24 protein-coding genes, 1 tRNA gene and 1 pseudogene are annotated in these 24,987 nt (G+C 39.1%); 11 read left to right on the forward strand and 15 right to left on the reverse strand.

Annotated elements, in window-relative coordinates:
• Positions 1 to 31: 31 nt before the first annotated feature.
• The 7 genes from H8744_RS15530 to H8744_RS15560 form a co-directional block, all read right to left on the reverse strand.
• Positions 32 to 268: a hypothetical protein gene (locus H8744_RS15530; protein WP_262435711.1), complete on the reverse strand. Its 237-nt coding sequence runs from the start codon at positions 266 to 268 to the stop codon at positions 32 to 34.
• A gap of 316 nt (positions 269 to 584) precedes the next feature.
• Positions 585 to 1,643, reverse strand: a complete 1,059-nt coding sequence (locus H8744_RS15535; RefSeq protein ID WP_262435712.1) for a polysaccharide pyruvyl transferase family protein — start codon at positions 1,641 to 1,643, stop codon at positions 585 to 587.
• The gene (locus tag H8744_RS15540; RefSeq protein ID WP_262435713.1) at positions 1,625 to 2,896 is read right to left on the reverse strand and encodes a Coenzyme F420 hydrogenase/dehydrogenase, beta subunit C-terminal domain; all 1,272 of its coding nucleotides are present in this window, start codon (positions 2,894 to 2,896) and stop codon (positions 1,625 to 1,627) included. The genes H8744_RS15535 and H8744_RS15540 overlap by 19 nt, the downstream gene beginning before the upstream one ends.
• The gene (locus H8744_RS15545; RefSeq protein WP_262435714.1) at positions 2,893 to 4,422 is read right to left on the reverse strand and encodes an oligosaccharide flippase family protein; all 1,530 of its coding nucleotides are present in this window, start codon (positions 4,420 to 4,422) and stop codon (positions 2,893 to 2,895) included. The genes H8744_RS15540 and H8744_RS15545 overlap by 4 nt, the downstream gene beginning before the upstream one ends.
• Before the next feature lie 77 nt (positions 4,423 to 4,499).
• Positions 4,500 to 5,819 carry a UDP binding domain-containing protein gene (locus H8744_RS15550; RefSeq protein ID WP_305067391.1) on the reverse strand — a complete coding sequence of 440 codons (1,320 nt, stop codon included), beginning with the start codon at positions 5,817 to 5,819 and terminating at the stop codon, positions 4,500 to 4,502.
• Between the two features lie 30 nt (positions 5,820 to 5,849).
• Positions 5,850 to 6,338: a UpxZ family transcription anti-terminator antagonist gene (locus H8744_RS15555; protein ID WP_262435715.1), complete on the reverse strand. Its 489-nt coding sequence runs from the start codon at positions 6,336 to 6,338 to the stop codon at positions 5,850 to 5,852.
• 48 nt (positions 6,339 to 6,386) lie between these two features.
• On the reverse strand, positions 6,387 to 6,923 hold the full coding sequence (locus tag H8744_RS15560; RefSeq protein ID WP_262435716.1) for a UpxY family transcription antiterminator: 537 nt from the start codon (positions 6,921 to 6,923) through the stop codon (positions 6,387 to 6,389).
• Between the two features lie 774 nt (positions 6,924 to 7,697).
• Between H8744_RS15560 and H8744_RS15565 the strand changes: the two genes are divergently transcribed.
• Positions 7,698 to 7,883 carry a hypothetical protein gene (locus H8744_RS15565; RefSeq protein ID WP_262435717.1) on the forward strand — a complete coding sequence of 62 codons (186 nt, stop codon included), beginning with the start codon at positions 7,698 to 7,700 and terminating at the stop codon, positions 7,881 to 7,883.
• A 164-nt stretch (positions 7,884 to 8,047) separates the two neighbouring features.
• A pseudogene (locus H8744_RS18950) lies at positions 8,048 to 8,396 on the forward strand (SH3 beta-barrel fold-containing protein).
• 538 nt (positions 8,397 to 8,934) lie between these two features.
• Here the strand turns inward: H8744_RS18950 and H8744_RS15570 are convergent.
• Positions 8,935 to 9,525 carry a Crp/Fnr family transcriptional regulator gene (locus tag H8744_RS15570; RefSeq protein WP_262435718.1) on the reverse strand — a complete coding sequence of 197 codons (591 nt, stop codon included), beginning with the start codon at positions 9,523 to 9,525 and terminating at the stop codon, positions 8,935 to 8,937.
• A gap of 112 nt (positions 9,526 to 9,637) precedes the next feature.
• Here H8744_RS15570 and hcp point away from each other — a divergent pair, with 112 nt between their 5' ends.
• Together hcp and ric are read left to right on the forward strand one after the other, a co-directional pair.
• Complete coding sequence (hcp, locus tag H8744_RS15575) at positions 9,638 to 11,293, forward strand: hydroxylamine reductase (protein WP_262435719.1); 1,656 nt, start codon at positions 9,638 to 9,640, stop codon at positions 11,291 to 11,293.
• Positions 11,294 to 11,307: 14 nt separating this feature from the next.
• Complete coding sequence (ric, locus tag H8744_RS15580; RefSeq protein ID WP_262435720.1) at positions 11,308 to 12,039, forward strand: iron-sulfur cluster repair di-iron protein; 732 nt, start codon at positions 11,308 to 11,310, stop codon at positions 12,037 to 12,039.
• A gap of 122 nt (positions 12,040 to 12,161) precedes the next feature.
• Here ric and H8744_RS15585 read toward each other — a convergent pair.
• Positions 12,162 to 12,235, reverse strand: a tRNA-Asp gene (locus H8744_RS15585).
• 186 nt (positions 12,236 to 12,421) lie between these two features.
• Between H8744_RS15585 and H8744_RS15590 the strand changes: the two genes are divergently transcribed.
• Together H8744_RS15590 and H8744_RS15595 are read left to right on the forward strand one after the other, a co-directional pair.
• On the forward strand, positions 12,422 to 13,738 hold the full coding sequence (locus tag H8744_RS15590) for a pyridoxal phosphate-dependent aminotransferase (RefSeq protein WP_262435721.1): 1,317 nt from the start codon (positions 12,422 to 12,424) through the stop codon (positions 13,736 to 13,738).
• A gap of 71 nt (positions 13,739 to 13,809) precedes the next feature.
• Positions 13,810 to 14,403 carry a YqgE/AlgH family protein gene (locus tag H8744_RS15595; protein ID WP_262435722.1) on the forward strand — a complete coding sequence of 198 codons (594 nt, stop codon included), beginning with the start codon at positions 13,810 to 13,812 and terminating at the stop codon, positions 14,401 to 14,403.
• Between the two features lie 5 nt (positions 14,404 to 14,408).
• Here H8744_RS15595 and H8744_RS15600 read toward each other — a convergent pair whose 3' ends face one another.
• The 5 genes from H8744_RS15600 to recR are packed head-to-tail and all read right to left on the reverse strand — an operon-like array spanning position 14,409 to position 18,275.
• The gene (locus H8744_RS15600) at positions 14,409 to 14,954 is read right to left on the reverse strand and encodes a GNAT family N-acetyltransferase (RefSeq protein WP_262435723.1); all 546 of its coding nucleotides are present in this window, start codon (positions 14,952 to 14,954) and stop codon (positions 14,409 to 14,411) included.
• A 4-nt stretch (positions 14,955 to 14,958) separates the two neighbouring features.
• Positions 14,959 to 15,711 (reverse strand): glycosyltransferase family 2 protein, encoded by a 753-nt coding sequence (locus H8744_RS15605; RefSeq protein ID WP_262435724.1) that lies wholly within the window; start codon positions 15,709 to 15,711, stop codon positions 14,959 to 14,961.
• A gap of 2 nt (positions 15,712 to 15,713) precedes the next feature.
• Positions 15,714 to 17,153 (reverse strand): B12-binding domain-containing radical SAM protein, encoded by a 1,440-nt coding sequence (locus tag H8744_RS15610; RefSeq protein ID WP_262435725.1) that lies wholly within the window; start codon positions 17,151 to 17,153, stop codon positions 15,714 to 15,716.
• 24 nt (positions 17,154 to 17,177) lie between these two features.
• Positions 17,178 to 17,633, reverse strand: coding sequence for a hypothetical protein (locus H8744_RS15615; protein WP_305067520.1), 456 nt, complete (start codon positions 17,631 to 17,633; stop codon positions 17,178 to 17,180).
• Between the two features lie 24 nt (positions 17,634 to 17,657).
• Positions 17,658 to 18,275, reverse strand: coding sequence for a recombination mediator RecR (gene recR / locus H8744_RS15620; protein ID WP_262435727.1), 618 nt, complete (start codon positions 18,273 to 18,275; stop codon positions 17,658 to 17,660).
• A 68-nt stretch (positions 18,276 to 18,343) separates the two neighbouring features.
• Between recR and H8744_RS15625 the strand changes: the two genes are divergently transcribed.
• From H8744_RS15625 to H8744_RS15635, 3 genes are read left to right on the forward strand one after another with little or no spacing between them, the layout of a single operon-like run.
• The gene (locus H8744_RS15625; RefSeq protein ID WP_262435728.1) at positions 18,344 to 19,801 is read left to right on the forward strand and encodes a sodium:solute symporter; all 1,458 of its coding nucleotides are present in this window, start codon (positions 18,344 to 18,346) and stop codon (positions 19,799 to 19,801) included.
• A gap of 12 nt (positions 19,802 to 19,813) precedes the next feature.
• Positions 19,814 to 20,419: a ribosome biogenesis GTP-binding protein YihA/YsxC gene (gene yihA, locus H8744_RS15630; RefSeq protein ID WP_262435729.1), complete on the forward strand. Its 606-nt coding sequence runs from the start codon at positions 19,814 to 19,816 to the stop codon at positions 20,417 to 20,419.
• Positions 20,420 to 20,427: 8 nt separating this feature from the next.
• Positions 20,428 to 21,024, forward strand: coding sequence for a DUF4923 family protein (locus tag H8744_RS15635; protein ID WP_262435730.1), 597 nt, complete (start codon positions 20,428 to 20,430; stop codon positions 21,022 to 21,024).
• Between the two features lie 179 nt (positions 21,025 to 21,203).
• Here H8744_RS15635 and H8744_RS15640 read toward each other — a convergent pair whose 3' ends face one another.
• Positions 21,204 to 22,367: an aldose epimerase family protein gene (locus tag H8744_RS15640; RefSeq protein WP_262435731.1), complete on the reverse strand. Its 1,164-nt coding sequence runs from the start codon at positions 22,365 to 22,367 to the stop codon at positions 21,204 to 21,206.
• A gap of 112 nt (positions 22,368 to 22,479) precedes the next feature.
• On the opposite strand from H8744_RS15640, the gene H8744_RS15645 reads away from it, so the two are divergent.
• On the forward strand, positions 22,480 to 22,872 hold the full coding sequence (locus H8744_RS15645) for a DUF1573 domain-containing protein (RefSeq protein WP_262435732.1): 393 nt from the start codon (positions 22,480 to 22,482) through the stop codon (positions 22,870 to 22,872).
• Between the two features lie 112 nt (positions 22,873 to 22,984).
• Positions 22,985 to 24,973 carry an OPT family oligopeptide transporter gene (locus H8744_RS15650; RefSeq protein ID WP_262435733.1) on the forward strand — a complete coding sequence of 663 codons (1,989 nt, stop codon included), beginning with the start codon at positions 22,985 to 22,987 and terminating at the stop codon, positions 24,971 to 24,973.
• Positions 24,974 to 24,987: the final 14 nt, after the last annotated feature.

Raw genomic sequence — 24,987 nt, forward strand, 5'->3', positions numbered from 1 at the left:
CCGATGTACAAGACGCATTGTCATCATCGCCCTAAGAAGAGGGAGTACCGTCAAAATCATCACGACCGTCATTACGCCCCTTAGCGTTACGCTGTTTACTTATGCCTTTTCGGCTCTTAGAACAGCCATAATGTTCACCGTTTACTACTCCGAGAGCATCTCGCAGGTCACGGTTCTCCTTATGCGCAGACATCAGTTGATTACGCAAGTCGGAAATCTCAGCAAGAAGCTTGTCAGCATGGGCCCGGCTCACATAATGAACCGGCATCCTCTAAAGATACCACAGTAGAAGTCTCTTCTACGGGAAGACCATCAACGCACACTGGAACTACATTCTTCTGACGTTTGCGTAATCAGTCATAAAATGACTTATAGGAAATGCCCTGCTGAGCACAATAGGAATTAATCGAAATTCCCTTTGGTTGCCCCTCAGTAGTGTAGAGGAACCATAACTTCTCGGAATCTGTATTGCTGTACATAACTATATATTTTTGGTACAGAACAAAGATAGAGTAGTTAAGAATTAAAGGCAACACGTCTTTTTTGGACGCTTACGGACGCTTGCATAATTATGAATACTATTTTTAAGACAGTGATTTAAGCAGATAATCAGCTGATTGAAAGCGCAATTCAGTCAACGTTTTTTCTACATTTGAATAATCAATATAAGAATCAAAAAAATCGGGATTAAAAATATAATTTTCAGTAACTAATCGACTCTCTAAATGCAATAAAGACAATAAAGAAGTAAAACGTGTTTTACCCCTATTATTATTACAAATAACAAGGAATTGTTTATGAAAAATAATAGAGAATACCATTCCATGAAAAGAATCGACAACTACAAATTTTGCATTTTTTATTGAGCTAATCCAAGTTGATATAGGTTTATATAAATGAAATTTAGATTTTCCCTTTACATAAAGTTCAGACCTTTCACTATGTAAGTACTCACAAATTTTATTTATTAGCAAATCCTTTTTATGATTTGAATCTAATATGTATGTCACAATTTTATCACATCCTTTTTTAGTATTTACTAATATGTCATAATCAGATTTCTTTAGTAACAAAGTTGGATCAACAGTCAATTTTGCATTTATGTGAAAAATTCTATTGCACATTTCAACTCCAGAATCTTCTCTCACAGAAACAGAAGAAAATCCTTGAAGTAATTTAGAAACGAATAAAGTATCCTCTTTTGTACCTTTCCAATTATCAGTACCAAATGAAGCTGAATATGCTATTGACTTAACAGATGAATTCTTTATAAATTCACCAAAAAAATCTAAATTTGCATCTCTAACATTTTCAATTCTCCAAATCTGATCACTTCCAAATACTACAGCTTCGAATTTATTACTATTTACATAGTTACTTAATTTAGAACTTGACCTAAATGTATCACTTACGCATAGTTTGGTATTAAAGAATTTATTAAAGTCCCTGCAGCAAATATTATAGTAAATCCATCGAATAAGATTTTTGCTATATTTAGCCTTTTCTTCATTCCACCTTCTGTCAAGAACTTCTGTATCATACCCATTTGCACATAAAAAATGATTTAAAGCCCACAATTGTAGAATCCATCCATAATTAGGCTCAAAAGGCAATGTTATTATGCCTATTTTCTTTTTCTCCATAATATAATTAAGTAACTTAAATGAAAATTTGTTAGGCATAAAAAGATATTATCTTTAAGTCTCTGCATCCTCGAATAATGGGTGTTATTCTTAATACACTCGGTTATTTCCATTTTATTCTCTAAATATTCTCTCCAAAAGGTTTTACTATTATTACTTTCTATTTCGTTAGCAAAAATATTTTTATTACTATTATATATCGGAGTAAAAAATTGTTTGGCTATAGGAATAAATCCTTCCATTTCTTTTATAAAAGCTAAAGCTTTAAATGATAATGCAAAAACTAAACTTATACCTTTATCGTCATTAATTTCTTTATTTATACTATCTATATTCCAAAAATCACCAAGGAGAAAGTCTGAATTAGATTTGAAATTTCTAGAAGGACACTTATAGCACGATGGTCTTAAATATAAATTTTGTAAAAAACCTCTTAAGAAGATATTTTGCTGAAGGATCTCATGACATAAAATATTATCCTTAAATGTCAAAACCGATTTTTTGTCTGTTTTTAAGGTAGACTTTGTACGGACGATGAAACCGAATTTTTTCCAACCTGTCATTTTATCTCTAAATGAAATACTTGATAAATTTGATATTTCATTTAGAGATAACGAAACCGATTTTTTTCTATTTTCGCCCTTCGGGTAAATTATATGTTTAAGATAATCTCTCCAGACAAGTGGGCTTGGTACTCCATGGCAAATCACATCAACAGTGAGTAGATTAGGATAATCTTTTCGCAGAAATCTTTGTAAACCTGCTATTTGACATGGTGTTCCTGTAAAAAGTACTTCTCTACCATTTTTCAAAAAAAATTCAGCTTTTTTAAAGTTATTACCTATTCGTGATTGAACATACTTTGAACCTCTAAAAGCTCCAAGTCCTTCAATAGTATCAGCAAAATCATGAACGACTTCCCATTGTTCATTAAATCGAGCACCAAAAACTACCCCACCATTCTTAATTATCCGTTCTGCAATCATCGAAAATATTCCACCTGACGAACTCTTTAATCTAACTTCTTCATTCGTATTTTTCGCTGCAAATACCTTAAGTGGCTCTCGAGGCTCCGCCTGATTAATCACAGGACATACCATTTCACATAACTTACAATCGATGCACTTTGATGTGTCAGCATAAGGATAGAGAAAGCCTTTTTCATCCTCACGCATGGCAATACATTGTTTGGGACAAACTTCAACGCAAGCCGTGCAACCACAGCAATTATATTTATCTACGATAAAAATCATATTCTTTTAAAAAGTTTCATTAATGGAGATAACATTAATTCTCTCTCATTTCTATTCATTCCAAACTTACAAAATAGCGGAATATAGAATACTGAAAATATCATTATCCCAATGACAAACTGTAGAAAGGTCTCAATAGGAAAAAGTCTCAATATAATCATTGAAACGGAGCAAATAATTATGGGGATCATACTCATTTTTGATATTTCTATCCAAAATCTCTTAATATCTATTCCTTGTTTGCGCTGATAATAGATATTCATAATAAGTATTTGTCCGAAGATTAATGCTCCCGATATAGCTGAAGCACATCCTATACCTCCAAAATATTTCGTTAATGGAATTTGCAAGACAAAACTTCCTAACGCTATGATTATATAAATTATAGACCTGAATTTCATTTGATTTCTTGCTTGAAGAATTGTTATTCCTAGATTTTGTATTAATGGAACCGTCAGGGGAACAAAGAATAACAAAGCTATATAATAGGCATCATCATATGATTCTCCTGCCCAAAAAATAATGAATTGCCGTCCAAATACAACAAAGCCAGATAGAATAAAGGCTAAAACAGAATATTGGATTCTTCCTGTACGCAAAAATAAATCAGAGATTTCTTTCTCATTGTTGCTTTTAGTAACCATTGCTATTATTTTAGGCAGAAACACACCTGATATAGCTGTAGAAAACATCATATACATCCCCTGCAACTGAATCGCAACAGCAAACACGGCTACAGCTAATGTCCCGACTAAAGCGCCAAGGACAAATTGTCCAGTATTCCAATATATCCTATCCATTATTACATTCAAAAAAATCCAAAAAGAATATATTGCTACCTCTTTCAACAAGGGTTTATTTATTTTACCATAAATGATTTTTATCTTAATTTGATATTTACAATAGAAGACATTCAATAGTAAGACAATTATGTTACAAATGGTAGCTACAACAACCATTGCAATTGCTTTGTATCCTATACTTAGCAGATAAATCATAATTGTCGTATTTATACATATTCTGAGTATTTGTATTACCCTCAAAAATATAAAGTCTTCATATGCTGTTATTATTGCTCCATATATACTAAGCGGAAATGTTACTGCTAGATTTAGCACCATCAGCAATACTATTGTTTGAGACTCTTCTATTTCAATGGCTGTTAATGTTTGCCCAAAAATATTGGATACATTAAAGTACAATAATAGTCCTATTCCTAAGGTTATTATGCCAATCACACTATAAAGAACCGTGAACATTCCAAACATAGAATACTGTTCTTCTATTTTACCTTCTGCTCGGAATTTGGCTGTATATCGAATGACTGCGTTTCCAAAGCCTAAATCTAACATAGATAAATATGCAATTAAAGATGCTGCAAGTGAATATAACCCATATTCATTTTGTCCAAGCGTACGTAGCATATATGGAGTATATGCGATTCCAACTAGAGTATTTAGACATAGAACGACGTAATTTAATATTGCTCCAGCTTTTAGTTGATTAACTGCCATTTTTCTTCTCAAAATTTAGCACAAATTTTTGGGGACAAAATTCGTAAGCTTAAAATTAACATAAAAAGTAATATAATCTGGAAAAACAATTAGTCTCTACGGAAAATATCCCGGGTAAATACCTTATCTTCCACATCATCCAGACAAGCGTCGTAACGGTTGGCGATGATGGCATGGCTCATCTGTTTGAATCTGGCAAGATCGTTCACCACCGTACTGCCGAAGAAGGAAACACCATCCTCAAGCACGGGTTCGTAAATGATGACCTGGGCGCCTTTCGCTTTGATGCGTTTCATCACACCCTGTATGGATGACTGGCGGAAATTGTCGGAATTAGATTTCATCGTGAGGCGGAACACGCCCACTACGATCTGTTGTTCTCTCTGTACATCCCACTGGCTGGAAGCAGTATAGTAACCGGCCTTTCGCAATACCTGATCAGCGATGAAATCCTTGCGGGTACGGTTACTCTCGACAATGGCTGTCATCATGTTCTGGGGAACATCGGTATAGTTGGCAAGCAGTTGCTTGGTGTCTTTGGGCAGACAGTAACCACCGTAACCGAAGCTGGGATTGTTGTAGTGTGTACCAATACGGGGATCAAGACCCACACCCTGGATGATGGCTTGCGCGTCCAATCCTTTCACTTCAGCGTAGGTGTCAAGCTCATTGAAATAACTGACACGAAGGGCCAGATAAGTATTGGCAAAAAGCTTCACGGCTTCCGCTTCCTTAATACTCATAAAAAGGGTTGGGATATCTTCCTTGATAGCTCCTTCTTGCAGTAAGGCAGCAAAGGTTTTAGCAGCCTGTGCCAACATGGGCACATCGGCAATGGTTCTGATAGCTTCGTCTTCGGCACTAAACCGGTTATCGTCCAAAGTCTTGGGATAGCCCACGATGATACGACTGGGATAGAGGTTATCGTAAAGCGCCTTACTCTCGCGAAGGAACTCGGGAGAGAAAAGCAAGTTAAGCTGTTTGGTTCCCCGTTGTGCGTACTTGACGTAAAGGTTACGGCAATACCCCACTGGAATAGTAGATTTAATGACCATAACGGCAGCGGGATTGACACGAAGCACAAGGTCGATGACATCCTCGATGTGATGGGTGTCGAAGTAGTTCTTTACCGGATCGTAGTTCGTAGGGGCAGCGATGACGACAAAATCGGCATCTGCATAAGCTACGGCTCCATCAAGGGTGGCTGAAAGACGTAATGATTTCTCCGCCAGATATTGTTCGATATAGTCATCCTGAATGGGAGAAATCTTGTGGTTGATCTTATCGACCTTTTCGGGAACAACATCGACTGCCACTACTTCATGGTGCTGTGCCAGCAAAGTGGCAATGCTCATTCCAACGTAGCCTGTTCCGGCCACGGCTATTTTGATATCTTTAAATTCGCGCATAAGGAATATTTAGTGCTTTAGACTCTCTTTTCACTCATCAACATACTCCCACGAATAAGGATTATCCACCACATTCTGAAATTCATCAATAGCTTCCTGCTGTTCCGCTGTGATCGATGCAATATCCCACGAAGCAATAATAGCACGTGCTTCATCAGCCAAAGGCTCGTCGAACACTTCACCATAGCAAACTGTAAGCAAACGGAGTTTCAATAGTGATGCGGGAAGGGCATCGAGAATATCCCAGCACCGATCCAATACTTCCTGAACGTGTTTTTGTTTTTCACCGTGATCGATGAAAGAAGCACTGTAGCCCATCAGAAGGGCGAGACAGACATTAGCCTGCTCTTCAATGGTGGATCCCTGGAAGCCGGAATTATACAAAGCCGTAGTCAGGCGATAGACTTCACCATTACGGCGAGAAAGGTCATCGCTATAAACAGGACTGCCGTCCATGCCCAAATACATCAGCTCGTGCGCAGCACGCTGAAGAGAAAAGGTTTCTTCAGAAAGAGTCATAATGAATTCTGTATTTTGATTTATCTATTCGGAATTGTCTGTCGACAATTATTTGATTACTTCTATTAGATCCGGATGGATGGTCGCCATAGCAACAGCGATAACACCTTGGATCTCGACCACCACACGACGGTCGCGAGCGCCTTTGACTTTCAGGAAAACACCCTCCTGACCTTCGAAATCACCACCGATGACACGAACCTTCGTACCTTTGGATAAGTTCAACTCATCGGGTTGGAAGTACAGAAGATGGTCGTTGTAGCTACCTGCCACGGCAATGAAACGTTGCATCTCATTGTCCGGAATAATGATCTTCTGACCACTACGGGTATCGGTGATATATTGTAAATAGGTCACCTGAGACTTGACACGCTTCACTTCAGAGGGACAGGCGTGTACAAAAAGCAGGTTGTGGACAACAGGAACCAGGACACGGACTTTCTTACCTTTCTTTATGCTGATCTTGTATTGCATGGGAATGAAACAGCCCAAATGTTCCTTTTCGAGCAGGCGCATAGCATCGGGCTCTCTACGGTAAGTGGCACGCATAGCATACCAGATCTTGGCTTCTTTTTCCGCTTTCATAGGATGACTCATTCAGAAAAGGGTGTTCCCTCGGGGCTTTGAAATCCGTACATACTCTTGAATTTCAATCATTTGCGAACGCTTTATATAGAATACGACAAGCTTTGCGTCCCTCTTGCCAACTGATTTGTTGTAGCTGTTCATTACCTAATGGTAAAAAGCTGGAAACGAACGAGAAATAAGAAAAAGTGTTTCAATAGACGTTCGTTTAATGGAACGCTTTTTTTACAACGATTTTTCGATACAATATTCATAAAAGCAGACAGATAAATCCTCAATTTTATTTTTCATGTAGACACCTAAAAAACAGGTGTTTAACCACGGATAAACAAACATTAAAATATTTTTTTTATTAAACATTTTGCTATTATGAAAATACCCCATATCTTTGCGTTCCATTAAACGAACGTCTATTGAAACACTTTTCTCCAATCGCATTATCATGCAGTGTGTCAATTAATTATTATCTAAAACATCCATATTTACAGATATAATTTTACCATTCTCTTTCCGATACTGAAATAAATTCGGCACCTTTGTCTTTTTCGTACAATTTAACATTGAGTTTATCAACCGCTATTTCATAGCATAAAAAAGAATACAAATGACGACAAGGGATGTATCAAAAAAAAGAGAAGTAAAAAAGTTTTAACTGCTAAGAAACAATCTGTTAACGGAAACAAAGCCCCCAGCCGGAAAGATGGTATCCAAGGAATTCTTTTTAACCATGAGGATGTGATACGGTATTTCATTTCAATCTATCAGAAGGGGTACATGGGAGAAAAAATGAAGACATACAAGTCCCACCTGGCCCGTTTCCTGGCTGAAAAAGGATTACTTGTCTACATTGAGAACGGGGAATGCAAATCATTAAGCGAAAGGTCGATAGCAACCTACATCTCCACCGTCTTCAGGGAGGACAGGAAGCCGAGGAATTATCAGGACAAAAAACAGAAATGACCGGCCACGCGTTTTCTCAATCCGTCCCAAGGGACAGCCGCCTTATCTTTGCCGCGGGTTGAAGCTGACTATGGAGAGGAATGCCGTCCTGACGTCGGGCGCCATTCCTCGTCCATAAGACGAACAGACCGGAAATGAATCGTTTAATCTAAAATTAAAGAATGATGAAAAAGCAAAAACGGGGGGAATCACAAAGTGAAGCCATGAGGCAAAGGTGGGAAAGGCGTATCGTTGCCGAAAAGGCATACGACGGGAACACCGCGGAATGGATGGCACTGAGACTGGAAGCATTGTTGGACCACATGCTGTGCGGGCATGCACTGATCGCCTATCGCAAGCAGAATGGGGAGTTCAGGCTCGTAAAAGCGACGCTGGTCCATTACCGGGGGGGACTTCCACAAGGAATTCGATCCCGGCAAAATCGATGGTGCCGTTGTCCACTGGGACGTCGAGCAACAGGGCTGGAGAACCTTCCAGGTGGAGAATTTCCTTGAATGGAGACCTGTAATCTGATAAAAAAGAAGATTGACAATGATTGGCGACTGGCAAGCCGCGACAACACGAGACACACCGGTCGCTAATCATTAAACTATAATCACCAATTTAACGTTTGGAAGGATGCTACGAGCCGTAGAAAAAGGGATTTAAGCAAATTGCCCCACCTGTTAATAGAAATCACCAACGAGAAAAACAAAAGTAGGAAACCTGAAAATGTAAACATCCTGCCGACAAAAATGGGAGTAAACCCTGAAAGTGCGGACATTTCCGGACAAAGCAAAGTAAAGCATAGTAGAGCAGAGAAAAGACAGAGATGAGTACCATCCGACTTCCCTGCCCGAACCACCGGCCTATGCGCTCAAGATGAAAGATGATCACTGATTTATCTCAAAGGAAAACTAGTATTTTAACGCTCTCTTAAAATACTAATTAATACGCCTTTAAATATGTATTCTTTATATGATAGAAACTAATACTCTGAAACGAAATATTAATCATTAAAGGATGCAGGAGTAAAGCTTAGTTTGTACAATAAAAGTTCAAGGTACTCATACTATTTCTTTATTTTTCCTTCATTGATCAGTTCTGATAATGCCCTGGCCAATGACGGGCGGGTAACTCCCAGTTTCTGAGCCACTTCTTGCTGGTTATGAATAGTGGGATGTGTATCCAAATAGTTCAACAAACGGGTTTTCAGATTCTGCAAAGCAAACTCATTCAGTTTCTTACTCAAAAACACACTGCGGTCTGATATATCTTTCAAGAAATTCTGCATAACCAACGGATTCAAATGCATGAATTCCAAAAAGCGCTCTTTACTTATTATAAAAACTTTACAAGGTTTTATAGCCTCTATATTAACCGGAAAACGACTTTCAGTTGCAAAAATAAATGCAGAAGCAAGCAGGCAGGGAGCTTCGATTTCTTCTATCGTCAGTTCCTTCCCTTCTTCGTTTATCATTCCTGCCCGTACAACTCCTGAAGCAAGAATATACAATCCCTTACACAAGTTACCTTGTCGGGCAATAATATCATCCGAATCAAAGTGTTTTAAACAATTTGGAGAACCGAATAGAAAAGCAATCAGTTCTTCCTCCTTTATCCCCTGAAAAGGGGCTATTTGTGATAATTCCGTCAATTCCATACTACTTTTTAACTGTTATTCGTATCCACTGTAACATATGGTACAACTTGAAAAGTACAAACCATCTACTTTTGCACAAAAGTAATAGAAATCATTAAAATGAAAAAAAGATATGGAAAATAACATGTTTTGTTTCCAATGTCAGGAAACAGCCAAAGGTTTCGGTTGTACCTTGAAGGGTGTTTGTGGGAAAAATGCAACTACGGCACGTGCTATGGACTTGTTACTATTTGTAGTACGGGGAGTTTCTGTTGCAGCAGATCAGTTGCATCAACACTCCCTTCCAGTCGGAGAAGAAGTGGATAATTTCATTGTAGACGCTTTGTTCTGTACTATTACCAATGCCAATTTCGATGATGAAAGCATTATGAAACGCATAGACAAAGGATTGGCAATGCGTGACGACCTTAAACGTCAGGCTGCTACCGAAGGTATTCCCCTACCGGAAGTAGATGAGCTGAGTTGGACAGGCAACCGCGCAGCATACGATGCAAAGGCCGCCACTGTCGGTGTCCTACGTGAAAAGAACGAAGATCTGCGTTCATTAAAAGAGCTGATAGTGTATGGCCTGAAGGGAATGGCCGCCTACTTGGAACATGCTATGAGATTGGGGTATAATGATGAGAGTATTCATCGTTTCATGCAAAATGCCATAGCTAAAATTACCACAGAATATTTATCCGCAGATGAACTGACTGCACTGGTGCTGAAAACAGGTGAAGTGGGTGTACAGACCATGGCTTTACTTGACAAAGCGAATACCTCCAACTATGGCAACCCGGAAATCACCCATGTAAACATCGGAGCAGGTACCCGTCCCGGTATATTGATAAGCGGACACGATCTGCATGATCTGGAAGAACTTTTGGAACAGACAAAAGACAGCGGTGTGGATATATACACACATGGCGAAATGCTCCCTGCACATTACTATCCGGCATTCAAAAAGTATGCACATTTTGCAGGAAATTACGGAAACGCATGGTGGAAGCAACGGGAAGAGTTTACATCTTTTAATGGCCCTATTCTGTTTACCACAAATTGCATCGTTCCTCCTCTGCCAAACGCCACTTACAAAGAACGTATGTTTACCACCAACTCCACTGGATACCCCGGCTGCAAGCATATCGTAGCAGATGAAAACGGACAAAAGGACTATACTGAAATTATAGAGATAGCCAAACAATGTGCCGCACCGACTGAGATCGAACATGGTGAGATCATTGGAGGGTTTGCACACAATCAGGTATTACAACTGGCAGAGAAGGTAGTGGAAGCCGTAAAGAGCGGTGCTATCCGTAAATTCATCGTCATGGCAGGTTGTGACGGGCGTATGCGCGGTCGTGATTATTACACCTCCTTTGCAGAGATGCTCCCAAAAGATACAGTCATTCTGACCGCAGGATGTGCTAAATATCGTTATAACAAGCTGGCTTTGGGTGACATTAATGGTATCCCGCGTGTTTTAGATGCAGGACAGTGTAACGACAGTTATTCATTAGCAGTCATCGCCCTTAAATTGAAAGAGGTATTCGGATTGCATGACATCAACGAACTACCTATTGTTTATAATATCGCTTGGTATGAACAGAAAGCTGTGATTGTATTGTTGGCATTGCTTAGTTTGGGAGTAAAAGAAATCCATCTCGGCCCCACCCTGCCTGCATTCCTCTCACCTAATGTGGCGAAAGTACTGGTCGAGAACTTTGGGATAAGCGGTATCGGCACTGTAGAAAGTGACATGAAAAAATTTGGATTAATAAACTAATAAACGGAATGATTATGAAACAGAAAGATTATAACTCATGTACAGTCGGAGAAATTGTAGCCGACAACTTTGCTACTGCCAAAGTATTCTCCCGTTACCATATTGATTTTTGCTGTCATGGCAATACTCCGTTTACAGAGGCTTGTCGGAATCGCGGCATTGATCCCGAAGTGGTAGTGCGTGAATTGGATGCATTGCAGGAAAATATGGAAAATAATGTTCCCGACTTTGCCGGATGGCCCATCGATTTATTAATAGATTATGTATTGAAGATACATCATCGGGGCATCCGCGCCAAAGGACCACAGATAGAGGTGTTATTGAATAAGGTAACAGAAGTACACTCAAAGAATCACCCTGAATTATTACAGATTCAGGCACTATTCCGCGACTCTCTGTCAGATTTAAATAATCACTTGCTGAAAGAAGAAAATGTATTGTTTCCTTATGTATATGAAATGTTTCAGGCCAAAGAGAAAGGACGAAAAACTGCAAAATTCCATTGCGACACCATTCTGTATCCCATCGAGGTCATGGAAAGTGAGCATAGCCTTGAGGGCGAACGTTTTGAGAAAATTTCTTTATTGACCAACAAATTTACTGCTCCTGAAGATGCTTGTGCCAGTTTTCGCCTAGTATTGCAACAGTTGAGGCAGTTTGATGAAGCCCTACATGAACACATTCATTTGGAAAATAATATCATATTCCCCGGTGCATTGAAATTGGAGAAAGAAGTGACAGTCTAATTCTCCAGATTCGCCACGTGAGAACTGCCTGAAACCGCTGTTTTTTGCCGAAGCGGGGAAAAAGAAAAAGCTCTGAAATCCTTGAATTTCAGAGCTTTACTTTAATTTTCTATTTGCTTTCGCGGTGCGCACGAGGCTCGAACTCGTGACCCCATGCGTGACAGGCATGTATTCTAACCAACTGAACTAGCGCACCAAATTTATTTTTAATTGCTATCTCTCCTAATTGCGAGTGCAAAGGTAGATATTTTTTTCATATTCACAATAGAATTGGGAAAAAAATGAGAATATATTTCCACCAAATAACTCTTATGCAAAAAAACTTTTATAACTAAATTTATTCTTTATCTTTGTAGCTCAGAATCCTAACTTAATTAGAGACATGAAAAATACACCTATTAAAAAAGAGTTGATTGATAAGACAATCGAAGATTTTCAAATTGCAGACTTTGCTAAAGCAACAATTCGTGAAGTACAAGCTATCGCTGCTAATGCAGAAGCCAGTTCCGGAGTAGAGTTCATCAAAATGGAAATGGGAGTTCCCGGTCTACCGGCATCGGCAGTCGGAGTACAAGCAGAAATTGAGGCATTGCAAAATGGAGTAGCAAGATTATACCCAAACATCAATGGAATAGCTGAATTGAAAAAAGAAGCATCCCGGTTCATCAAGGCATTTATCAATGTTGATTTGAAACCGGAAGGATGTGTAGCCGTTACCGGATCTATGCAAGGAACTTATGCATCTTTCCTTGCTTGCAGCCAATGTAATGAAGAAAAAGATACGGTTCTTTTTATTGATCCCGGTTTCCCTGTACAAAAACAACAACTGATTGTCATGGGACAAAAATATGAAACATTCGATGTTTATGATTACAGGGGAGAGAAACTAAGAGAGAAACTGGAAAGTTATCTGAAAAAAGGAAATGTATCAGCTATTGTTTATTCCAATCCTAATAATCCGAGTTGGATTTGCCTAAATGATCAAGAACTACGGATCATTGGTGAACTGGCAACTAAATACGATGTCATAGTTTTAGAAGATTTGGCCTATTTTGCAATGGACTTCAGAAAAGATTTAGGCACGCCATTCCAACCTCCCTTCCAACCATCGGTAGCACATTATACAGACAATTACATCTTGTTGATTTCAGGATCAAAAGCATTTAGCTATGCCGGACAGCGAATCGGTGTAAGCTGTATTTCCGACAAACTCTATCACCGTAGTTATCCTGGACTAACCAAACGTTACGGAGGCGGTACTTTCGGTACGGTATTCATTCATCGCATTTTATACGCACTTTCTTCTGGTACTAGTCATTCTGCACAATTTGCTATGGCAGCTATGCTAAAAGCAGCGAACGATGGACAATATAATTTCCTCGATGAAGTGAAAATATACGGAGAACGTGCCCGGAAACTGAAAGATATTTTCCTCCGTCATGGTTTCCATCTCGTATACGATACAGACCTGGACGAACCAATTGCCGATGGATTCTATTTCACAATCGGTTATCCGGGAATGACAAGTGGAGAATTAGCTAAAGAACTGATGTATTATGGTGTCAGTGCCATTTCACTTGTTACAACCGGTAGTCACCAACAAGGTTTACGCGCATGCACATCTTTTATAAAAGACCATCAGTATGAACAATTGGATGAAAGGATGAAAATCTTTGCAGAGAACCATCCAATATCATAAAAAACACATGCAAAAAGAAAAAAAAGAGGAAGATCGTTTGTTCCTCTAAAATAAATCTTTATATTTATGGCATGAACAATATCAATGCCGACATATTTAAGATACAATCTAATAATGTATTGCCATCGCAAGGAAAGATTCTAATATCGGAACCTTTCCTTTGCGATGAGACTTTCGGACGTTCGGTAGTACTACTGGTAGATCATACAAATGAAGGAAGCATGGGTCTCATCATGAATAAAAGACTTCCTCTTTGCTTAAATGATGTCATTAAAGAATTCAACTATATAAACGATATACCTCTCTATAAAGGAGGACCTATCGGAACAGATACATTATTCTACTTACACACATTGTCAGATATCAATGGAGCCTTACCCGTAGGTGGAGGACTTTATTTGAATGGAGATTTCAATGCTATAAAAAAATATATTCTTCAAGGGAATGACATCTCCGGCAAAATACGATTCTTCCTCGGATATTCCGGTTGGGAGTATGAGCAATTGATCCAGGAGATAAAAGATAACACTTGGATTATAGCGAAAGAAGCCCCCTCCTACCTCCTTAATGAAGAAATAAAGGATATGTGGAAAGATGCTTTAGGAAAATTAGGGAGTAAATATGAGACTTGGTCACGCTTTCCACAAATACCTTCACTGAACTGATCGCATTATCGTCTATTTTCTCTTTGAGAGATACGTTGCATCAACACGGCATCTTTAAATCCTTCGGATGTTAAAAGCCAATCTTTTATAACACCACATTGCACAAATCCGCAAGAAGTGAAAAGCTTCAAACTACTCTCATTGTCCATAGCCACGTGTGCATATAATTGATGAATAAGCAAAAAATTAAAAGCATAATCACATAGCAATGTCAATGCATCCGTGGCATAACCTTCCTGACGAAACTCCGTATGTATAGCAATTCCTATAGCACCGCGTGAATGCAAAGGCACAAAGTCCGTGATATCGATTGTCCCCAAGGTACGATTATCACAACGCTGAACAATCATAAGCCGTAACTGCTTATCGGCAAACATATCACTTTGCGACCCCTCGATATACTGACGTAGAACATAACGGGAATAGGGAACGGTGAAACTACTGATATCCCACATGGCAGGATCGTTTTCCATTTCATACATTATTTCAATGTCTTCCGGTTCGACAGCGCGAAGGTATATTCGGTCGTTAATTAAAAAAGAATGATTCATAGGTTTAATTAATACGTTTGTATTTCTTATAAAAGTAGCAAAGTCCACAGAAATGCTTCCAAGCCAACCGAGAAAACAGATTCCTGTTAGTAGCCCTTCGCCAATGATGAACAATCGTATATTGGGGCAAATAAACGATCTTCCAACCTTCAGAAACGATACGAAGACAGAAATCCGCATCTTCAGGGCCATAAAAGATGTGTTCGTCTAATAGACCAACACGCTGTAAAACCTCCCGTTTCACCATTTGGCAAGCTCCGATAACATACACAGGTTCAAACGGGACATTAGAATCCATAATAACCCGATCGTTTTTACCACTGAATCCCAATACGTTTCTTACTTTAACCAGAAGGCCGGGGAAAGGTTTAAAGCTCTCTTGCACGCGATTTTCACTATCGACCAACTTACAAGTACATAAACCGACAAGGGGATGTCCATCCAGATACGCTTCCATTCCGGAAATAGCCGATTCGTTGACAATTGTATCATTATCCAAAATCAGAATTTTCTCTCCTGTAGTTATCTCCAACCCCCTATTACGTGCATATGCCACCCCTTTATTGCATGAATTAGATAAAAGACGAATAACTGGGAATTTTTCGGTCAAATACTGTGATGTTCCATCTTGCGAACCGTTATCCACAACTATTACCTCCACATCGGCACGCTTCATAATTGGCAAAAGAGATTGCAGACAAGCTTTCAGATAAGCAAGCTGGTTCCAAGTTATAATAACGATTGAAAGACGTTTCATTATCAGCCAAACAGTTTTATCTTCAATGCCTTTAACGCATGAGCGAATTCACTCCAACTCGAGAATCGTTTTATCTGCGTCACAATGAAATGAGGTGAAAGAAAATAACTGATATTATTATAAAACAAAATACGTTCCATTTCTTTGGATGTCAAAGAGGGGAAATTAAGTATCGACTCACGCTGAACATCAGTAGGAATATAATCTCCGGTTGCCAACCAACCGTTTTCTTTTGCCATTGTATAAAATTCAGTACCCGGAAAAGGAGAAACGATATTGAACATGACCTGATCCACTTTTAGGGCTTTAGCCTCACGTAGCGTATGTTTCAAAGTTTCTCTGGTTTCAAGCGGACTGCTACCTATAAGTATATTCAGTTTTACCGGCACATGGTATTTCTTCAACCAATGAATAGCGGAATATATTTGGTCGGAGGTTATTCCTTTTTTTATAAAACTCAATATTTTATCATCAAAAGACTCTACTCCCAAATCAATATAATAGCAATTCGACTCACCTAACATCTTAGCTATCTCTTCTGTAATGGCATCTACACGCGCCTGGCATCCCCATATTAAATCATATTTCTTCATGATATGGCAAATGTCTCTCGTCCGTTGCTCATTCCAGATAAAATTATCGTCCATAAAACCGACTGCCTTATACCCCTCTTTGCTGATCTGTGCCATCTCCGCATCAATGCTTTCTATAGAACGGAAAGATATGAACGGCTTCTTCCCATGCTCTTTGCGATATTCTATTTCACGAGCAAAGGTTAATGAACTTGGTACACAATAGATGCAATGAAAAGGACAGTTACGTGATGTTACCGCAGTCGTATAAGGACCCAATTTCAGTTTAGGATTGAAATATCTCTGATCACTGATAAAATGGCGCGCAGGAAAAGGAAGTTCATCCAGACTTTTCATAAGAGGACGAGACGGATTATGTTTCACGACTCCGTCCCTTAAAAAAGAAATTCCTGCCAGAGAATGCCAATCATCATGATTAACAATTGCCTTTGTTAGTTCCAGCACGATTAAATCGGGTTCTCCACGCACTACAATTTCTTTCTCTCCGGACAAACATTTAGCAGTGAAATACGTAGGTCCCGGTCCCATGAAAATGACATAAGCATCCGGATGTACAGCACGTATCATCTTCAATGCCATGATGTCATTATCTAAGGAGAGATTAACAGACCAGATATAATAAATATCACTATTATCACCTTTCAGAAAATCATTAAAAGCCTCACGGGATTCCCGCTTATAAACAAAATCCCTATACGCTATCTCTTTGAAACCTTCTTTTTCTAACAAGGCAACAACCGTCAGCTCATAAATATTTGGTGCTAAATAAACAACACGAGTACAACCGGCAGTACGCTCGGCCGGATTCTTTCCATCTAATACTGGTGGTATTAAAAAAGTCAGTTTCATGTTTTTTTCTTTCTTTGGTTCTACTTAATCATTTCTTTGATCGATGTGCAGTTCTTTGCGTAAACGTTTTTCACCCGGTATACAAAATAAAGAAGCTGTTAAAGATATTAACGCACAAAGTAAACCTGTATTGCTTAATGTCAGATAATATATCAGAATATTGGTCAGGGCAACAACTTCTAACAGTAATATTCGCACACTGCTCCAACAGAAATACAGATTCAAAGCTTTTGGAAAGTAAGCTAAATCTATTTTCTTAGTCAATACCCACGAAAAAAGTTTCAATGACAAAGGAACGCAACATGCTGCCAATAAAATTCCGGTAGTTTCCATCAGATATGCAGTCCGGATATCATCTGCATATAATCCAACCCATTCAGAATAAAACTCCCCTATCAAAATAACAATAAGGGGCAATCCCCAAAACAAGATATATTCAATCTTCAATTTGTGAGTAATTTTTTGTATTTGTTCTTCCATCATCCATCATTTACATTATTACATTTAGACTGTTCCCGTAAATAAGGTTCGGTTTACAATGCTTCGTCCCAAAGTTACTTCATCGGTATACTCCAGTTCATCGCCAATCGAAACACCACGTGCAAGCACTGTTAGTTTTACCCCCAGTTTCTCTAACTTCCGGTAGATATAAAAATTAGTCGTATCGCCTTCCATCGTTGTACTTAACGCCAATATTACTTCTTTAATATCTCCCTTTGCCACACGCTGCACTAAGCTCTCTATTTGAAGATCGCCTGGCCCGATTCCATCCATAGGAGATATAATACCTCCAAGCACATGATAAAGTCCGCGGAACTGTTGAGTAGCTTCTACCACCATCACATCACGGATATTTTCCACTACACAGATTGTAGTAGCATCACGTGCCGGATTAGCACAGATCTGACACGTATCCGTATCGGAAATATTATGGCAAACACGGCAATATTTCACCTCTCGTTTTAAAGTCATGATCGAATTGCCAAAAGCTTCAACTGTACCCGATTCTTGTCGTAATAAATGTAATACTAGTCGCAAAGCGGTTTTCCGACCAATTCCGGGAAGCTTCGAAAATTCTCCTACTGCTTTTTCAAGCAATACGGAAGGATATTGTTGATTCATATATGGTTCAAGCGATTTCTATAAATTCAGTGCAAAGATGCAAAATAAATCGTACCTTTGCATCCGTTATGATGATTATTATCACTATTATATGCTATTTTGCAATATTACTATTCATTGCACGTGTCACCGGACGAGGTAAGCAAAGCAGTTCGGATGCCGCATTTTTCAGAGGGCAAAACCGATCACCATGGTATATCGTTTCATTCGGAATGATCGGTGCAAGCATATCAGGTGTAACGTTTGTTTCCGTGCCGGGTATGGTACGAGGGATGGATATGACATACATGCAAACGGTAATGGGATTCTTTTTTGGATACTTGATTGTAGCACATGTGCTACTCCCCCTTTATTATAGGTTAAATCTGACAAGTATATACAGTTACCTTGGCACCCGAATCGGAATAAACGCTTATCGCACCGGATCATTTTTTTTTCTTCTTTCACGCATGTTAGGTACGGCAGCCAAACTCTATCTTGTCTGTCTCATTTTACACACCTACGTATTCGTCCATATGGGGATACCTTTTTGGGCAATAGCCGCAGGCTCGGTTGCACTCGTATGGATATATACTCACAAAAGCGGTATTAAAACCATCGTATGGACAGACACACTTCAAACTTTATGCCTGATAGTTGCTCTTATCTGGATCATTTTCTTCACAATACAGAAACTCGATCTTACCTGGAGCGGCATCATAGAAACAATCAACAATAATCCGCATAGCCGTATATTTGTGTTTGACAACTGGATATCACGCCAAAACTTTTTCAAACAATTTCTGAGTGGTATCTTCATTGTCATTGTGATGACCGGACTGGACCAAGATATGATGCAAAAAAATCTTTCTTGTAGGAATTTACACGATGCAAAAAAAAACATGTATTGTTACGGATTTTCTTTTATCCCATTAAATTTCCTATTTCTTTGTTTAGGTATATTATTGCTGGAACTAGCCGGAAAAATGAACTTGTCACTTCCTTTGATAAATGATGATATACTCCCGATGTTTGCCACTCAAGGATATCTGGGAGGAACCGTATCAATCCTATTTGCTATCGGTATCATTGCGGCAGCTTTTAGCAATTCCGACTCCGCATTGACTGCAATGACTACCAGTGTGTGCATAGATTTTCTTAAAACCAATAAAAAAAACGAGGAAATAGCTCGCTACCAACGTGGAAAAGTACATATTATCCTTTCTATAATACTCGTTCTTTTCATTTGTCTGGTAAAAGCTTTGAATAGCAAAAGCGTAATTGATATCATATATATAATTGCCTCTTATACATATGGTCCACTGTTAGGTATGTTCGCATTCGGATTGTTCACCCACCGGACAACAAAAGACCGTTGGATACCGTTTATTGCTGTAGGGTCTCCGATCTTTTGTTATTTGCTCGACCAATATACCATGCAAAATTATGGATACAAATTCGGATATGAATTGCTAATGCTGAATGGTATACTGACTTTCATGGGAATGTATGTTTTATCAACAAAAGGAATAAAAAAATTAAATTAATAGACAAAATGTATGGAAATAACTAATGCAAAATTTATAATCAGTAATACAGATGTTGAAAAGTGTCCCTCGGGAAATCTTCCCGAATATGCTTTCATCGGGCGTTCAAACGTAGGTAAGTCTAGCCTAATCAATATGTTGACAGGCCGCAAAGGATTGGCGATGACATCGGCTACTCCCGGTAAAACGATGCTTATCAACCACTTTCTTATCAACGACAGCTGGTACATTGTCGACCTTCCCGGTTTTGGATATGCAAAGCGGGGACATAAGGGACAAGAACAGATACGTAACATTATTGAAAATTATATTCTGGAACGCGATCAGATGACTAATCTGTTCCTACTGATAGACAGTCGTCTCGAACCACAAAAAATCGACTTAGAATTCATGGAGTGGTTAGGAGAAAATGGCATCCCATTCTCTATTATATTTACTAAAGCTGATAAATTGAAAGGTGGAAAATTGAAAATGAACATTAATGCCTACTTGAATGAACTTCGCAAACAATGGGAAGAGTTCCCTCCTTATTTCATTTCTTCCTCAGAAAACACAACAGGACGCACAGAAATATTAAACTACATAGAAAGTATCAACAAGGAAATTAACTCAAAATAGAAAGTACAATGAAAAAGTATGTTTTATCGCTGGCGATCCTGTCAGCATTCATATTTGGTACGTCAAATGTACAGGCACAATCACTAAAAGATTTATTCAACAAGGACAATATCGAAAAAGTGGTTAATGCCGTAACAGGAAATAAGTCCATTGATATGACCGGTACCTGGACATACACAGGCTCAGCCATAGAATTCGAATCGGATAATTTTTTAAAGAAAGCAGGAGGAGCTGCCGCTGCTTCATTAGCCGAGAACAAATTAGATGAGCAATTGGCAAAAATAGGTATTAAAGACGGACAATTAAGCTTTACATTCAATGCGGACAGCACTTTTACAAGCACAATAGGAAAACGTTCCATGCAAGGCACTTACTCATACGATGCAGCAACGAACCAAGTACAACTGAAATATCTTAGATTGCTGAATATGAATGCAAAGGTAAATTGCACCAGTAATAGCATGGAATTATTATTCAACTCGGATAAGTTATTAAAACTAATCACCTTCCTGTCAAGTAAAAGCAGTAATACCACGCTAAAAACCATTAGTTCGTTGGCAGACAGCTACGATGGGATGATGCTTGGACTCGAACTAAAAAAATAAAACAGGATAATCCACAATAAAAGAACTGACTAATTAAGAGGCTGTTTAAATTTTCCTCAAAAAGAACTTCAAATGAAGACTGAGCAAAATTTAAACAGTCGCTAAGTTTCAGAATCCATTTAATCTTCTCTACAGATTATTATTAAACGAGTTAAACTTTACCATCACTTCTATTATGATTATTTGTCAGAAGTATTTTCCATGAATGCATGGTTTGTCACGCCAAAACGATATATGCTGCGACTGTAGTACTTTTCACCCGGACGAAGTACGGTTGAAGGAAACTGCGAATTATTAGGACTATCCGTAAAATGCTGAGGTTCCAGACTAACCCCACTCCGTTTTTTATAGGCAATTCCTTTTTTACCAATCATTGCACCACTTAGAGCATTAGCAGTATACATTTGGAGCCCAGGTTCGGTAGTATATACTTCCAATACACGTCCGCTTTTATCATCAAACAGACGGAGTGCTAACTTCTTATCATCCCCCTTCGTATTCAACACCCAGTTATGATCATACCCTTTCATGGCGGTTAACTGCTTCATGTTTTGATCAATCCGTTCACCGATCAAATGAGGAGTTGTGAAATCAAAAGGCGTGCCGGCTACCGGAAGTAGTTCTCCCGTGACACATTTCAAAGAGTCATAAGGCGTATAATAATCGGCATTGATATACAATGATTGATCACTGACCGTCGTATTGAAATCACCTGATATATTGAAGAACGAATGGTGAGACAGATTGATCACTGTAGGTTTATCTGTTTCCGCCTCATAATGGATATCCAATTCATTATCATTCGTCAGCACATAAATGACACGTATTTGAAGATTCCCGGGAAACCCGTTATCTCCGTCAGGTGAAAACAAAGTAAGCTTTAGTGCATTTTCGTCCAGCTGTTCAGCTTGCCATATCTTTGAAGCAAAACCGGGATTACCTCCATGAATACAATGAGATCCATCATTAGCTGTCAGGTGATAAACAATAGAATCCAATGTGAAAGTTGCATTCGAGATGCGACCAATATACCGGCCCACAGTAGCCCCGAAATACTGTTTATTATCCATATAATCGGCAATGGTGGGAAAGCCACAAACAATGTCCTCCATCTTTCCATTACGATCTGGCGCCAGGAGTGAAACAAGCCGCGCACCATAATTTGTAATACATGCCTCCATGCCATTCTTGTTTTTCAAGACATAAAGATCCGTCAACTGCCCTTCCACTTCCATCTGAAAGTCACGAATATTCAATCCTGACAATGTCATTTCTTTTTCTTTCTTACATGAAATACATATCAGAAGACAAAAAGCTATTAAAATGATATTTTCCCATTTCATAAGTATATTGTTCCGTATTTGATTTTTTAATACTATTTCGCAAAGATAGAGCATTATTTTTGAAAAAAAGCCCTACCTTTGTACTTCATAAACCATAAAAACAGAAATAAATATGAAAAAGATATTATTTTTCGTTGTGATGTTAGTAATGGGGATCAGCTATGCATCTGCCCAGACTGCAGAAATCAAGTTTGACAAAACGACTCATGATTTCGGTACTTTCTCTGAAAAAGACCCTGTTGTAAGTTGTGTATTTACTTTTACCAACATCGGTGATGCGCCTTTAGTAATTCATCAAGCTGTGGCATCTTGCGGATGCACGGTTCCGGACTATACAAAAGAACCTATCCAACCGGGAAAAACCGGCACAATCAAAGTTACTTATAACGGTACGGGTAAATATCCCGGTCATTTTAAAAAATCAATAACCCTTCGCACAAATGCCAAAACGGAAATGATGCGTATCTATATTGAAGGAAATATGACCGCCAAAGATGCTAAATGATAAAAAATAGACAACAACAATGAGGAGAATCTTTCGATTCTCCTTTTTTTTTGCTTTCTTTGATGCTGTTTTATAAAAAGCCGATTAACACATTAAAATTTTATATAAAACTATGAAACAAGAAGAAGACAAATTCACTGGTTTGCCTGAGAATGCATTCAGAGAATTGAAACCGGGTGAAGTGTACCATCCCCTAATGAGTCCAAACCAAAATTACCCCGAAGTAAATTTTTGGTCTGTCAGTTGGGGTATCGCTATGGCAATTCTCTTTTCGGCAGCAGCCGCTTATCTCGGACTGAAAGTCGGTCAGGTTTTTGAAGCCGCCATCCCTATTGCCATTATTGCCGTAGGTGTTTCCGGTGCCGCCAAACGTAAGAACGCTTTAGGTGAAAACGTAATTATCCAATCCATCGGTGCCTGTTCTGGCGTAATTGTTGCCGGTGCTATTTTTACACTTCCCGCCCTATATATCCTTCAAGCGAAATATCCAGATATGAGTGTAACCTTCATGCAGGTGTTTATCAGTTCTCTTTTAGGGGGAGTATTGGGTATTCTTTTTCTCATCCCCTTCCGGAAGTATTTCGTAAGTGATATGCATGGAAAATATCCATTCCCGGAAGCGACGGCTACCACACAAGTCCTTGTATCCGGTGAAAAGAGTGGCAGCCAGGCAAAGCCATTACTTTTGGCAGGCATTATCGGTGGTTTGTACGATTTCATCGTCGCCACTTTCGGATGGTGGAATGAAACGTTCACCACTCGTGTAAGCAATATGGGAGAGATATTGGCTGAAAAAGCAAAATTGGTATTCAAAATAAATACAGGAGCTGCCATATTAGGTCTAGGATATATCGTAGGCTTAAAATATGCTTCGATTATTTGTGCCGGCTCACTGGCTGTCTGGTGGATTATCGTCCCATGTATGTCTATGATATGGGGAGATAATGTATTGAATGCATGGAATCCGGAAATTACAAGTACCGTAGGTGCGATGAGCCCGGAAGAAATATTCAAATATTATGCCAAGAGCATCGGTATCGGTGGTATCGCTATGGCAGGTGTCATCGGTATTATCAAATCATGGGGCATTATAAAAAGTGCTGTCGGACTGGCAGCGAAAGAGATGGGTGGCAAAAGCAATACGGAAAAGAATGTTCTCCGCACCCAACGTGATCTTTCAATGAAAATCATAGCTATCGGTTCCATTATTACTCTGATTCTGATTACCTTGTTTTTCTATTTCGATGTAATGCAAGGCAATCTTGTTCATACATTGGTAGCCATTTTATTAGTTGCCGGCATTTCATTCCTTTTCACGACAGTCGCTGCGAATGCCATCGCCATTGTAGGAACAAATCCTGTTTCGGGTATGACTTTAATGACACTGATCCTTGCTTCCGTTGTAATGGTGGCTGTCGGACTGAAAGGTCCTTCGGGCATGGTTGCTTCCTTGGTTATGGGAGGAGTAGTTTGTACGGCTCTTTCTATGGCAGGCGGTTTCATTACCGACTTGAAAATCGGATATTGGCTAGGTAGTACGCCAGCCAAACAGGAAACTTGGAAGTTTTTAGGCACCATCGTCTCCGCGGCTACGGTAGGTGGAGTAATGATCATCCTCAATAAAACGTATGGTTTTACAAGCGGTGCCTTATCTGCACCCCAGGCAAATGCCATGGCAGCAGTTATCGAACCGCTGATGAGCGGTGTGGGGGCACCTTGGTTACTTTATGGAATCGGTGCTGTAATAGCTATCATCTTGACTCTTTGCAAAGTTCCCGCCTTGGCATTTGCATTAGGTATGTTCATCCCATTGGAATTGAATGTGCCATTAGTCGTAGGAGGTGCGGTTAATTGGTATGTAACGAGCCGCAGCAAAGATACTTCTCTCAACAATGAACGCGGTGAGAAAGGTACTCTGCTTGCCTCCGGATTCATCGCTGGTGGTGCATTGATGGGAGTGGTAAGTGCAGCAATGCGATTCGGTGGCATTAACCTGGTTAACGAAGCATGGCTGAACAATACCCTGTCACAAGTATTTGCCTTAGTTGCTTACGCACTGCTGATTCTCTATTTTGTCAAAGCATCAATGAAAGTAAAATAAAACCAAATAAAGAC

Origin of the sequence: Jilunia laotingensis (genome assembly GCF_014385165.1) — a bacterium.
Taxonomy (GTDB): domain Bacteria; phylum Bacteroidota; class Bacteroidia; order Bacteroidales; family Bacteroidaceae; genus Bacteroides; species Bacteroides laotingensis.

Bases quoted from the DNA above. Each gene is read 5' to 3' on its own strand.
- H8744_RS15530 (WP_262435711.1), bottom strand. From the start codon at position 268: ATGCCGGTTCATTATGTGAGCCGGGCCCATGCTGACAAGCTTCTTGCT.
- H8744_RS15535 (WP_262435712.1), bottom strand. From the start codon at position 1,643: ATGGAGAAAAAGAAAATAGGCATAATAACATTGCCTTTTGAGCCTAAT.
- H8744_RS15540 (WP_262435713.1), bottom strand. From the start codon at position 2,896: ATGATTTTTATCGTAGATAAATATAATTGCTGTGGTTGCACGGCTTGC.
- H8744_RS15550 (WP_305067391.1), bottom strand. From the start codon at position 5,819: ATGCGCGAATTTAAAGATATCAAAATAGCCGTGGCCGGAACAGGCTAC.
- H8744_RS15555 (WP_262435715.1), bottom strand. From the start codon at position 6,338: ATGACTCTTTCTGAAGAAACCTTTTCTCTTCAGCGTGCTGCGCACGAG.
- H8744_RS15560 (WP_262435716.1), bottom strand. From the start codon at position 6,923: ATGAAAGCGGAAAAAGAAGCCAAGATCTGGTATGCTATGCGTGCCACT.
- H8744_RS15565 (WP_262435717.1), top strand. From the start codon at position 7,698: ATGGGAGAAAAAATGAAGACATACAAGTCCCACCTGGCCCGTTTCCTG.
- H8744_RS15570 (WP_262435718.1), bottom strand. From the start codon at position 9,525: ATGGAATTGACGGAATTATCACAAATAGCCCCTTTTCAGGGGATAAAG.
- hcp (WP_262435719.1), top strand. From the start codon at position 9,638: ATGGAAAATAACATGTTTTGTTTCCAATGTCAGGAAACAGCCAAAGGT.
- ric (WP_262435720.1), top strand. From the start codon at position 11,308: ATGAAACAGAAAGATTATAACTCATGTACAGTCGGAGAAATTGTAGCC.
- H8744_RS15590 (WP_262435721.1), top strand. From the start codon at position 12,422: ATGAAAAATACACCTATTAAAAAAGAGTTGATTGATAAGACAATCGAA.
- H8744_RS15595 (WP_262435722.1), top strand. From the start codon at position 13,810: ATGAACAATATCAATGCCGACATATTTAAGATACAATCTAATAATGTA.
- H8744_RS15600 (WP_262435723.1), bottom strand. From the start codon at position 14,954: ATGAATCATTCTTTTTTAATTAACGACCGAATATACCTTCGCGCTGTC.
- H8744_RS15605 (WP_262435724.1), bottom strand. From the start codon at position 15,711: ATGAAACGTCTTTCAATCGTTATTATAACTTGGAACCAGCTTGCTTAT.
- H8744_RS15610 (WP_262435725.1), bottom strand. From the start codon at position 17,153: ATGAAACTGACTTTTTTAATACCACCAGTATTAGATGGAAAGAATCCG.
- H8744_RS15615 (WP_305067520.1), bottom strand. From the start codon at position 17,633: ATGGAAGAACAAATACAAAAAATTACTCACAAATTGAAGATTGAATAT.
- recR (WP_262435727.1), bottom strand. From the start codon at position 18,275: ATGAATCAACAATATCCTTCCGTATTGCTTGAAAAAGCAGTAGGAGAA.
- H8744_RS15625 (WP_262435728.1), top strand. From the start codon at position 18,344: ATGATGATTATTATCACTATTATATGCTATTTTGCAATATTACTATTC.
- yihA (WP_262435729.1), top strand. From the start codon at position 19,814: ATGGAAATAACTAATGCAAAATTTATAATCAGTAATACAGATGTTGAA.
- H8744_RS15635 (WP_262435730.1), top strand. From the start codon at position 20,428: ATGAAAAAGTATGTTTTATCGCTGGCGATCCTGTCAGCATTCATATTT.
- H8744_RS15640 (WP_262435731.1), bottom strand. From the start codon at position 22,367: ATGAAATGGGAAAATATCATTTTAATAGCTTTTTGTCTTCTGATATGT.
- H8744_RS15645 (WP_262435732.1), top strand. From the start codon at position 22,480: ATGAAAAAGATATTATTTTTCGTTGTGATGTTAGTAATGGGGATCAGC.
- H8744_RS15650 (WP_262435733.1), top strand. From the start codon at position 22,985: ATGAAACAAGAAGAAGACAAATTCACTGGTTTGCCTGAGAATGCATTC.